Consider the following 12,183-nt stretch of genomic DNA (forward strand, 5'->3'; position numbering starts at 1 on the left):
TAAGAACTATCCGATATCCGGCTCACTGCTCAGAAATATTTCATCTTTCCATTTGCCTTCTGTCTCAAACAGCACAATTTCATTCTTACCTTTTTTAATCAAAGGTGCTGGTATATAGAGTCTTTTCTGAGGGCCGATTTCCCAATACCTTCCCAGATTAAAGCCATTGATAAAAGCACAGCCTTTGCCCCATCCGGTAAAATCAAGGTAGGTGTCCCCTGCTTCTTCTGCTTCAAAGAAGAATCTATAAAACCCTGGTCTGCCTTCCTCATACTCCTTCTCATAATCTACTTTATCAATATCCTTTAAAGGTAATGTGTACATCTCCCAATCAAAGATAAGATGACCATTTACCTGAACACCACTGTCAATTCCTTTTCTCTGTTTCTCTAATCTGGGACCGAAATTCACACGTCCCATATTTTCTACCAGAATATCAAGCTGACTATTAGCCGATAACTCTATAGAAAGCTCACTCTCTGTTAAAAGTTCTCTGTCATAAAGCGTTAATACCGACTCCTGGTTCACAAATATCTGAGCTCTGTCGTTTGCATCGTAGAGTCTGATTTTTTCTATGTTTTTTTCTTTCTTGAGAGTTGAACGGTACAGGATATATCCGTAATTCTGACCAGCTCTTTCCATTGATACAGGATATTTACCGGTTTGTTTCTCCGTCAGATTATCAAGGTTTGCAAACAGACCGGTCTTACTGTGAAGTTTGACTGTACCATATTCCTTTTCTTTTATATCTGTAGTTAAGGTCACCTCCGGAAGTTCTTTGTATCTTCCGATGATTTCTTTAAAGGCTTCATATTTTGGTGTAAGCTTACCACTCTCAGTGAGAACTGCATCATAATCATAAGAAGTAACATCCGGGGTCAGCACATCATAATAATTGGAGCCGTTCATAAATCCGAAATTCGTGCCGCCTTCAAACATATATATATTGACATTTCCGGTCTTCATAATTTCTTCCAGGTCCTTCTTATTCTCTTCCAGATCTGAAGTCTGATGCTTGTCCACTCCCCAATTATCAAACCAGCCTACCCAGAATTCCATACACATTAAAGGACCGTCTGTATGCTTTTTAAGAATCTCAAACTGCTGTGCCACCTTGGAACCAAAGTTAGCGGTGGGATGTACACCTTCTACTTTTCCGCATTCCAGGGCATCTCCCCAGGGTCCGTCTGAGGTTACAAGAGGAACTACAGTACCTTCCTCTCTCATTACCTGTGCCATCCACTTAAGATATTCTGTATCATCCCCGTAATAACCATATTCGTTTTCTACCTGCATCATTATTACAGGACCGCCGTAATTAATCTGTAGAGGGGTCAGTATCTTAAACAATTCCTTGTAATAACTCTTCACATGGTTCAAGAAAGGCTCATAAAGTCCGCGCAGGCGCATACCATCCTCTTTTAGCAGCCAGGCCGGAAGCCCGCCAAACTCCCATTCTGCGCAGATATAAGGTGAGGGTCTTACAATAACCCAGAGTCCCAGTTCTCCTGCTATTTCAATAAATTTCTTTATATCAAGAATACCGTTAAAATTAAATTTCCCCTTCTCTTCCTCATGAAGATTCCAGGGCACATAAGTTTCAACAGTGTTACATCCCATGGCCTTTAATTTTTCCAATCTGTCTTTCCAATACTCAGGTACAACACGAAAATAATGTATTCCACCTGAAATTATTTGTATTTCATCTCCATTAAGGTAAAATTTATCCCTTATGTCAAACTTGTTCTGCATGCTAGATAACCTTCCTTTCTGCAACTGGATATTTCTTTATGTTAAGCAGCATTCACCTGTGTATGTTCTTGCGCTTATATCCTGATTTATGATTATATAAATATCTAAAAGTATTTTAAGATGTATAAAGATATTGGGATTATACTTCTGCTAACATATCTATAATTGACAAATTATAACGATGTTTACAACTTAAACTTAACTTTCAAAAATTACTTATTATTACACCAGTTCAGTGAAATTAATTACTACTGATGTATCCCATATTTAATGTATTTTCATATTTGTTGTATTCCATATTTGTTGTATTCCATATTTGATGTATTTCATATTCTGATGTATTTCATATTTGTTGTATTTCATATTTGTTGTATTTCATATTTGTTGTATTACATATTTGTTGTATTACATATTGTTGTATTCCATATTTGATGTATTTCATATTTAATGTATTTCATATTCTGATGCATTTCATATTTGTTGTATTCTATATTTTACATTCATATTTGATGTATTATTGTTTTTACCTCTTCCAGATACAAATAGGCTTGACATATGAGCTATTTATAACTGGAAGAAGCAAAAAATATTATTTAAGTGGAATTTAATATCACAAATATTTACTTAGTATAACATTATTCTACCTGTAAAGTTGTAAAGCTCCATACAAGCCACAAATTAACATTGCAACTTGTATGAAGCTTTTGGGTCAACTTATTTATTCACAGGTTACATTAATCAGTAACTCCGTAATTATTATTTGCCTAAATACTCTTTGTAAGCAGTTAACTGATCCTGAAGTACTTTATACACTTCATCATATCCTGCATCTTTCATTGCTTTTCTGAAATCAGCAACAGCTTTCTCAGGATCTCCGGCTTTACCGAAAGCAATAGCAGTTACATAACTTGCAAATACATCAGACATATTAGCCATATAAGATGCAATGTCGTCAGTTTCAAATACAAGCTGTGAGTAAGGTGAGTCAATTGCATAAGAATCATAGTTTGCAAAGATATCAGCTTTTCCTGAATACCAGGTTTCGTTATCAAGCTCTAAGTTATCATTACGTCCATACCAGAAGTTAGTACCAAGAGCATCAGTAGAATCATCATATCCTTCAGGACGGCCAAGTTTACCATCATCTGTTACTACATAATCTGTACCTTCAATACCATAGTTGAATAAACGGTAGATTTCTTCATCATTACGAAGTAAGTCATATACCATTAAAGCTCTTTCAGGATGCTTGGAGTTAGCACCTACTGCTAAAGCACCATGTGTGATAATAAGGTTTACAAGGTTCTTGCTTGGCTCTGAGAAAGAGAAGAACTGTACATCAGAACCGGGTTGTTTGATATCCATCTGAGGACGTACTGTTGTGTAGTAAGTCTGAGTATGATGCTGATCTGCACCAGTCTGACCTGCATAGAACTCTTCACGTGTATCTCCTGTGTAGTTGAGAACGTCTTCTCTCCAGTATCCGGCATCGCCCCACTGTTTCATCAGCTTAGCAAAGTCGATGTATTCCTGACCTTCCATGTAAGGAGAAACAAGTGTAAAAGGATCATCTTTGGAAGCACCGAAGAAAACAGGAACTTCTAAACCGTCAAGGAAAAGAGTCTGTGTATTGGACTGGAAGTAACCACCAGCTAACTGAGAACCAAATGCCTGGCCGCTTGCTGCTGCATCCCAGGGAATAACATCAGGATAGTTGTCTTTGATACCCTGGAAGTACTTACCAAGATCAGCAAAGCTGTTAACACCATTTGTTAAACCGAACTGTTTAGCCCAGTCTCCACGGTACATAAAGCCGTGATTTGTCCACTGTTTATAGTTATCTTCAGGTATTAAATAAATCTTACCGTCATATTTGCACATGTTCCAATGATCTTCTGAAACGGAAGCATAGGTCTGAGGTGCATAAGTCTTTAACATATCATCTGTTAATTCTAAGAAAGCACCTTTCTTGGAGTTAGGCCATGCATCTAACCAGTCAGTAGCTGTACCGATTAAGTCAATTGTGGAATCTCCGGATGCTAAGAGAAGGTTATACTGTGTCTGCCAGTCAGCCCACTCTACATAATATAACTCAAGTTCTGCGTTAACTTTTTCTGTAAGCTTTTTGTTAAGCTCTGTCATCATTGCTTCTAAGCGGCCGTTGGTAGGTTTGTTACCAAGTACGACGAATTTAATAACTTCATGTTTTGATGTATCAATTGCGCCGGTTGATCCGCCATCTGTCGGAGCAGTTGTTGTACCGCCATCTGTTCCCTGTCCGGAATTGTTACTTTTTGGACCACATGCAGCAAGGCTGACAGCCATGCTTAAAATAAGGCAGAGGCTAAGTAGTTTCTTAAATGTTTTCCCCATAAATTTCCTCCTGTTATATAATTAATATATGTTTACTTCGCCTTGCGAAGAAAAACACCACCGGGTTACTTGCTCTTTAGCCCTTTACGGCACCAACTGTGATACCTGCGATAAAGTACTTCTGTACAAAAGGGTAAAGTAAAATGATAGGACCAGTTGCCACAACCGCTGTAGACATTTTGAGCGTTTCCAGAGGAAGTGAAGTTACTACTACATTGGAACCTGCAACGGAGTTCTTTAAGGAAGCAACCTCGTTGACTATTTTATACAAGTGATACTGTAAGGGTCTGTATTCTACCTTAGCGGAAAGGAACAACATGGAGTTATACCATTCATTCCAGTAACCAAGAGCCAGGAATAAACCGATTGTTGCAAGGGCCGGTTTTAACATCGGCAGAATCAGCTTGACAAAGATGGTAATATCACCGGCACCGTCAATCTTTCCGGATTCGGTAATCTCAAAGGGTATGGCCTTAATAAAATTCTTCATAAGAATAATCAGCCAGGGTGACATCAGCAGCGGCAGGAATACTGCCAGGTAATTGTCTTTTAATCCAAGATATTTGGATATCAACAGGTAGAAAGGAACTAAACCACCTGAAAATAGTGTTGTAAAGTAAATATAGAAGGATATCTGATTACGGAAAGGGAAATCCTTTCTCTGCAGTGCGTATCCTGTCATGGAAATAATGAACAAACCAAGTAAGGTACCGCCTACTGTCATTAATATTGTTACCACATAAGAACCGAATAGCTGCTTGGAGTTTCTTAATACCAGTTCATATGCGTAGGTGGTGAAACCCTTCGGTATAATTGCAAAACCTGTTTTTCTGATCAGTCCTTCCGTACTGAAGGAAGTGGATATCATCAATATGAAGGGCAACAGGCAGGCTAAGGAAAACAGCCCGATAAATATATAAGCAACAGTTTTTATGATAATATCTGATGAACCCAGTTTAATTTTACTATTCTCTTGCATTTTGACCTCTTTTCTGCATTATTACTTTTAGCAACAACGAAATTTAGAATAATGAATAATCACTGTCAATCTTCTTTACAATCCAGTTACAGAAAAGTACCAGAGCAAAACCAAAAACTGACTGATAAAGACCTACCGCACTTGCCTGAGTAAAGTTAAAGTTATTCATCATGGTACGGAATACATAGGTTTCAATAATATCTGTTGTAGGGAACAGCATGGAGTTGGATGGTCCGATGATATTATAGAACAATCCAAAGTTTCCTTTTAAGATGCTGCCCATGGAGAACAGTAATAATATGATAATAGTAGGTTTTAAGCCAGGAAGAATAATGTATCTGATCTTCTGGAAAGCATTTGCACCGTCTACCCTTGCAGCCTCAACTGTTTCTGCATCAATACCCATAATTGCCGCAAAGTAAACGATGGAACCATAACCGGTCTGCTGCCATAAATGAACAAGTACTATGATAAAGGGCCAAACCGTCTTGTTGGCGTAAACTTTAATGGGTTCTCCGCCGAACTGTCTGATAATACTGTTGATAAAACCAAAATCATAATTTAACAGGTTATAAACTAAAAGACCTACAAGTACTGCCGAAATAAAGTAAGGCAGGAACATAAATGTCTGAGTGACCTTTTTAAAGTGTTTATTTCTAATCTCATTTAAGAGGATAGCTACAAAAATCTGAAGTGTATTTCCTATCAATATAAATGCCAGATTATAAAGGAGCGTATTCCTTGTCAGCATTGTAATCTTGCCGGAAGTAAACAGGAACTTAAAATTGTCGAAACCAACAAATTCACTGCCGAAGATTCCTTTGGCATAATTGAAATTGGTAAAGGCAATGTACGCACCTGGCATAGGTATGTAGGAAAATACCAGGAAAAATAAAATGGCAGGAAGACACATAAAGCAAAGTACCCTGTATTTCCATAAATTTTTGATAAATGATGTCTTTCCCACTGTCGATACACTAGCTGCTTCTGCTTTTTGTTTTCTTTTCATGCTTCTTCTCCTTATCCAACTTTCAATTCCAGCCTCTCTCCTTAATATCTGTAAAATCAGATATTAAAATTCATAGACGAAAAATATTCTCTGCTGCTTATAGCCTTGTATACTTTTCATAATAGCTTTTTAGGCATTTATACTGTATATCATATTATCAGCAATTCTGCCCTATTAATGCCTTATAAGAAACCGCTTTCATAGTGATTATTAAAAAAATGCGATTTATCTTCAAATAACATGTTTACCTCTATCGTGCTTTGTATTGTGCATTCTGTTGTAATGGTAGTTATTGAAATCGCTTTCATATCACGATTATAACAATAAGCTTTTTTCTTGTCAAGAGGTATATTTGTGATTTTTAACATTTTATTTATGAATGCTTTATAAATGCTGATATTTCCTTCACATATTCTACATTGTTAGTAAAATAACGTTTTACACTTATCAGCATAATAACCATTGATTCAGTATTTTTGCACTCTTATGATAGTAATATACTTTCTTTATGTTTTAGCAATTGCAGTTTATTCTTTTATTAACCTTATAAATCTTTGTTATTTTACTACAATAATCGATCAACAACAGGACAAAATTGTTGATATTTTCCATTAGATATATTATTATTTAATTACTATCGTAGTAGTTGCTTTTTGAATACTTTATTAGACATTAAAGGAGGAATCTATGAATAAGAAAAAAGTTTTAAATTTATTGGTTACAGTAGTTCTACATACTATTCGATGACACTATTACAGTTAACAAAGAAGGAGGACTTTCAAAGGATTCCTCTTACTATATACTTATGGAGGATGATATTCTGCCTATTGAAAATCAGTATTATGTGTTTAATGTTAGAGAACGGGTTGAAGATGGTTCCTATACGGCTTCCGGTATTAATACTACTGTTTTAATAAATGATGTTGATCTGGAAAAAGCTACAGATAAAGGAAACGCAAATACAATAGATCAAGATAGTATAAGCCAAGAAAATTCAACAGAAAAAGTAAGAGATACTCTAAAAGAATCAAATATTTATCAAACATATCAAGATGCTTACGCAAATCAAATACTTTTTGACCCCAATAGATAAATAATAATATAATCGAAATAATAAAGCTCACTGAATCTTAATTTAAGTTCAGCGAGCTTTATTTTATTAATAGTATGAGGTTTCTTCAATCAATTATTTGAAGTAAACAGTAATCATGTTTATAATATCTCAAAAAAGTTGCAATACTCTCATTACCACTATACATTCCTACAGGATTCACGGATTGTCAGATAAGTATCCACCGACTTTACCTTTTCTGTTTCACTGCCGCTGATTATATCAATTATCGTTTTCATCATTTTCTCAGAATGCATTTTCAAATTGTAGTTAACTGAGGTTAACTGAGGCGTTGCTATTTCAGAAAAGGACGTATCATCATAGGCTACCAAAGAAATATCAGCAGGAATTTTAATTTTCATTTCCTGACAGGCTTTCAGAATACCCATTGCTACCTGGTCATTCACTGCAATAATGACTTCCGGCAGATTATGACTGCTAAGAAGCTGTTTCATCGCTGCATATCCGCCATCTATATCATATTTACAGTCAATTATAAGTTCATCGGCCAACTCAAGATTATGAAGCTTCAGGCAGTTTTTTAAGGACTCCCTCTTTCTTACGGTAGGTATAACCGTATTACGTCCTCCCACCAGATTAACCTTCTTATGACCGCAGCTTAACAGGTAATCAATCAGTTCTTTCATTCCATGCTCTTTTTCTGTGTAGACCTTGTAGCATTCCGCTCCTGGAAATTCACCACCAACTACCACGGGCATCTTTTTCGCTGTTTTATTAATTAATTTCACATACTCTTCATCCGGTCTGATTTCATCGGCATTGCCCCCTACCTGTATAATAGCGTCTACATGCTTTTCACACAGATTCTTAAGATGGCTCAATTCGGAAGAAAGATCGTTCATAGTATTGCATAAAATCATATTATAGCCATATTGGCTGGCAACCATCTCGCACTCAATAAATATATTAGAGAAGTACGGATTGCGGATATCAGGAACCATCATTCCAATGGTTTTTGTTTCCTGTTTGCTCAGACTTCTGGCTAAGCCGTTTGGTTCGAAATCATATTTTTTAATGATTTCCTCAATTCTTACTCTTTTCTCTTCGCTAACCCTGGCATTATTTGTTAACACCCTTGATACCGTAGCCGGAGATACACCCGCTTCTCTGGCTATGTCATATACAGTTATTGCCTTCTCACTCATTACCTGACCCCTTATTATGTAACATTTTCATGACCATCTTCAGTAAATAGTCATTGCATAAGCAGAATTCAGCTTATATTTCTCCATTTTCGCTTTCGCACTGTAATAATAATATAATTTACATCATCAAGTCAAGTCCTTTAATTTTTCGCTGCTTTTCGTAAAGGTTTACTGGTTATTTTACTTCATATGTGATAGAATTACTATAGTTTCAAATTTATTACATGTAATTAAATTGTTTACGTTTTAAAATCTAAGAGGAGGACCTAATGTCTGATATAACAATTTCCGAAGCAAAAAGATGCCTGCAATGCAAACGTCCCTTGTGTAAAGAAGGATGTCCCGTTCATACTCCGGTAAATGAAGTGATTCATATGCTGCTTGACGGAAACATCGTAGAGGCGGGAGAAAAGCTGTTTCTCAATAATCCACTTTCCGTTGTATGTTCACTTGTCTGCCCACATGAGAAACAATGTGAAGGACATTGTATACTTAACAGAAAAGGCGACCCCATAAAATTCGGTATGATTGAAAACTATATCTCTGATTATTACCTGAATTATGTTGAAAGCCCTAAGGTGCCAAGATCCGGTAAAAAGGCAGCTATAGTCGGCTCCGGCCCTGCCGGAATCACCATTGCCATTATTCTTGCCTCCAAAGGTTACGATATAACGATTTTTGAAGCTCACGATAAGATCGGCGGTGTACTGCGTTACGGTATTCCGGAGTTCCGCCTGCCGAAATCTGTATTGGATAAGCTTAAAGATAAATTGATTGAAATGGGAATTAAAATCCGCCCCAACACTTTAATTGGACCTATTATAACGGTAGAAGATCTGTTCCGGGATGGTTATAGTGCTGTATTTATCGGAACGGGTGTATGGAACCCTAATACCTTAAGAATAAAGGGCGAGACACTGGGACATGTACATTTTGCCATCGATTATCTCAAGAGTCCCGATGCTTATTCACTGGGTAAAAGAGTCTGCATCATTGGTGCCGGTAACGTTGCTATGGATGTTGCCCGGACTGCCTTAAGAAACGGCTCCAGAGAAGTAACGATTCTCTACCGAAAAGGAGAAACAAGTATAGAAGCAGAGCCTGTTGAGATTGAATATGCAAAACTTGACGGCGTTAAGTTCAGTTTCTACAGAGCGCCTTTTGAGATTACCGATTCTGGTGTTAAATACCATGAAACAGAAGTAATCGATAAGGATGAAAAAGGAAAAGAGACGGTTAAAATTCTGGAAGATAATGAAGGACTCTTTCCCTGCGATTCCGTTATACTTGCAGTTGGCCAGAGTCCAAGAAGAAATATAGTTAATAATTCCAAGGGTATTGATGTAAATAACAGAGGTCTGCTGGTAACCGATGAATTTGGCCGGACCACCAGAGAAGGTGTCTTTGCTTCCGGTGATGTTGTTACCGGTGCTAAGACTGTAGTAGAGGCCGTTCGGGTATCTAAAGTCGTAGCTGAAGCTATGATAAAGTATATGGAGCAGACGTCTAATGCATAATTCAATACTTATAGGCAATTAAATCGTCAGTCAATTTCTTTCAGACACTCCAAGCTTTTTTACGGCGTTTTTCCCAGAACCAAACGTATAAACTTAAAGCATTGCAATACAAAAGCTCTCCCCGACAGAAATATTCATAAATGTCAGGAAGAGCTTCTTTCTACTTCTAATACGTTACTTACACAAAACACCTGTTTAGACTGCTTTACTAAAAAAATTCAGTGTTAAAGCATTGTTTCCATACAATTTCAGGGAATTACACAGAACAGAAAGAACGAATATGCCTATGGAAAGTCATTAGAATTCCTTTCTCTGGAGATTCCAGAGAATTAAGAACTCTTACGCCTTGGAATCGAAGCATGAGTTTTTCTGTTTTGTGTAATTTGCAGTCCCCTTGTGAAATATTACATTTTAACCTTTCACTCCTAATAACAAAGCACTTCATAACCTTCTTCAGTTACCAGCACCATAATCTCCCACTGTGCAGAGGGTGCACCATCTGCCGTGTAAACAGTCCAGTCATCTGCTTCATCGATAAAAATCTCATTTGTCCCCATATTCACCATAGGTTCAATAGTAAAGATCATTCCCGGAGCCAAAAGCATTTCCTTGCCTTTTCTGCTGACATAGCTTACCCAGGGTTCTTCGTGAAATTCAATACCCACACCATGACCGCCGATTTCCCTTACTATTGTATAACCATTTTTCTTAGCATGATCATTAACGGCTTGCCCCATATCTCCTAAAAAGCCCCAGGGCTTCACCTGCTCCAGCCCTTTTTCCAGGCATTCCCTGGCAACCTGGACCAGCTTCTGCTTCTCCTCACTGACCTCACCAATCATATACATTCTGGAGGAATCTGAGAAGTAACCATTATAGATAGTGGACACGTCAACATTAATGATATCTCCCTCTTCTAAAATGTCTTCTTCTGACGGAATGCCGTGGCATACCTGACTGTTAATGGAGGTACATACACTCTTTGGAAAACCATTGTAATTCAGGGGTGCAGGAATTCCTCCCAGTTGGAGAGTCTTCTCATGTACCATTCGGTTTATATCCTCCGTGGACATCCCGCTTTTAAGATTCTCACCAACATAATCCAGTACAGCAATATTGACCTTGCAGCTTTCCTTGATTCCTTCTATCTGCTCCGGCGTTTTTATTATTTTCCTTGGCGGAACCTTATGGCCGTTTCTTCTGTATACCTCAAGCTTATCATCAAAGCTTGCATGACAGAATTTGTATTTATTTCCACTGCCGCACCAGCAGGGATCATTTTTACCTATTTTTTTTTCCATACTAACTCCCATCTGTGTGCCTTTACACACTTACCTATCAGGATAATAAAAACATAATTTAGCTTTTACATCCTATCCGCATCTCTCCTGCATTGATTCGGTGTATATCCGAAATTGCTGACAAAAGCCCTGGTAAAGGCTGCCTGAGAAGAATAGCCGTATTTCACTGCTATATCCAAAAGCTTTTCTCTGGATTGGGTGATATCGGTAATAGCGTGGGTTAATCTTCTTTCCGATACATACTGTTTAAAGGTCATTCCTACCGCTTCATGAAATTGTGAGGAACAGTAATAATGGGAGTAACCGATAAAATCTGCCATTCTCTCCAGAGTGGGATCATTTGTTATATTTTCATCTATCCAGTTTACCATAGTTTCAATTACTTTTGCTGACATACACTCACTCCTTTAGTCTATTATATTATACCGGTCAGACATTTTCTTGATATAAGTTGCAGATTTTATCTATTTTTTATCTTATAAGGGAAGCAAATGCCCATACCCTTCCTTTTCCATTTCTTCAACAGGAACAAAACGAACTGCCGCACTGTTAATGCAATAACGCAATCCCCCCTTCTCCTTCGGTCCATCGGTAAATACATGCCCCATATGTGCATCTCCTAAACGGCTGCGTACTTCCGTCCGGTGCATTCCATGGGTGGTATCCGTTTTTTCCAGCAGTATCTCTGAGTCAATGGGTTTCGTAAAACTAGGCCAGCCGCAGCCGGATTCAAATTTGTCCCTGGAGGTAAAAAGAGGTTCGCCGGTAGTAATATCAACATAAATACCTTCGCGAAAGTTATTCCAGTATTCATTCTGAAAAGGAGGTTCCGTACCATTCTCCATAACAACCTTGTATTGAAGGGAGGTCAGGTTATCTTTTAGGCTTTCTTTGTCTGCTTTTTTATATTTTTTTGGGTTTCCATTATTCTTATCCATATGCGTTGTCCTTTCTACAATGACCATTGTTAATAAA

10 protein-coding genes are annotated in these 12,183 nt (G+C 37.5%); 2 read left to right on the top strand and 8 right to left on the bottom strand.

The window, feature by feature from the left end; translation table 11 throughout:
• Positions 1 to 6 precede the first annotated feature (6 nt).
• The 4 genes from BR73_RS0123730 to BR73_RS0123745 all read right to left on the bottom strand — a co-directional run bounded on the left by BR73_RS0123730 (position 7) and on the right by BR73_RS0123745 (position 6,113).
• Positions 7 to 1,752, bottom strand: coding sequence for a beta-galactosidase family protein (locus BR73_RS0123730; protein ID WP_033168292.1), 1,746 nt, complete (start codon positions 1,750 to 1,752; stop codon positions 7 to 9).
• Between the two features lie 756 nt (positions 1,753 to 2,508).
• Positions 2,509 to 4,125 carry an extracellular solute-binding protein gene (locus BR73_RS0123735; protein WP_033168293.1) on the bottom strand — a complete coding sequence of 539 codons (1,617 nt, stop codon included), beginning with the start codon at positions 4,123 to 4,125 and terminating at the stop codon, positions 2,509 to 2,511.
• Between the two features lie 76 nt (positions 4,126 to 4,201).
• Entirely contained in the window at positions 4,202 to 5,104 is a 903-nt protein-coding gene (locus tag BR73_RS0123740) for a carbohydrate ABC transporter permease (RefSeq protein ID WP_033168294.1), read from the bottom strand.
• Positions 5,105 to 5,147: 43 nt separating this feature from the next.
• A complete protein-coding gene (locus BR73_RS0123745; protein WP_033168295.1) occupies positions 5,148 to 6,113 on the bottom strand; it encodes an ABC transporter permease subunit in 966 nt (321 codons plus the stop codon).
• Positions 6,114 to 6,918: 805 nt separating this feature from the next.
• Between BR73_RS0123745 and BR73_RS0123750 the strand changes: the two genes are divergently transcribed.
• Positions 6,919 to 7,206, top strand: coding sequence for a hypothetical protein (locus BR73_RS0123750; protein ID WP_033168296.1), 288 nt, complete (start codon positions 6,919 to 6,921; stop codon positions 7,204 to 7,206).
• Positions 7,207 to 7,364: 158 nt separating this feature from the next.
• Here the strand turns inward: BR73_RS0123750 and BR73_RS0123755 are convergent, their stop codons facing one another.
• Positions 7,365 to 8,390, bottom strand: a complete 1,026-nt coding sequence (locus BR73_RS0123755) for a LacI family DNA-binding transcriptional regulator (protein ID WP_033168297.1) — start codon at positions 8,388 to 8,390, stop codon at positions 7,365 to 7,367.
• Between the two features lie 269 nt (positions 8,391 to 8,659).
• Here BR73_RS0123755 and BR73_RS0123760 point away from each other — a divergent pair, with 269 nt between their 5' ends.
• Positions 8,660 to 9,907: an NAD(P)-dependent oxidoreductase gene (locus BR73_RS0123760; protein ID WP_033168298.1), complete on the top strand. Its 1,248-nt coding sequence runs from the start codon at positions 8,660 to 8,662 to the stop codon at positions 9,905 to 9,907.
• A 425-nt stretch (positions 9,908 to 10,332) separates the two neighbouring features.
• On the opposite strand, the gene BR73_RS0123765 is transcribed toward BR73_RS0123760, so the two are convergent.
• From BR73_RS0123765 to msrB, 3 genes are all read right to left on the bottom strand, one after another.
• Positions 10,333 to 11,208: a methionyl aminopeptidase gene (locus BR73_RS0123765; protein ID WP_033168299.1), complete on the bottom strand. Its 876-nt coding sequence runs from the start codon at positions 11,206 to 11,208 to the stop codon at positions 10,333 to 10,335.
• A 65-nt stretch (positions 11,209 to 11,273) separates the two neighbouring features.
• A complete protein-coding gene (locus BR73_RS0123770; RefSeq protein WP_033168300.1) occupies positions 11,274 to 11,603 on the bottom strand; it encodes an AraC family transcriptional regulator in 330 nt (109 codons plus the stop codon).
• Positions 11,604 to 11,684: 81 nt separating this feature from the next.
• Positions 11,685 to 12,146, bottom strand: a complete 462-nt coding sequence (msrB, locus tag BR73_RS0123775; RefSeq protein ID WP_033168301.1) for a peptide-methionine (R)-S-oxide reductase MsrB — start codon at positions 12,144 to 12,146, stop codon at positions 11,685 to 11,687.
• Positions 12,147 to 12,183 lie beyond the last annotated feature (37 nt).

Source organism: Clostridium sp. KNHs205 (assembly GCF_000702945.1).
GTDB lineage: Bacteria > Bacillota > Clostridia > Lachnospirales > Lachnospiraceae > Anaerocolumna.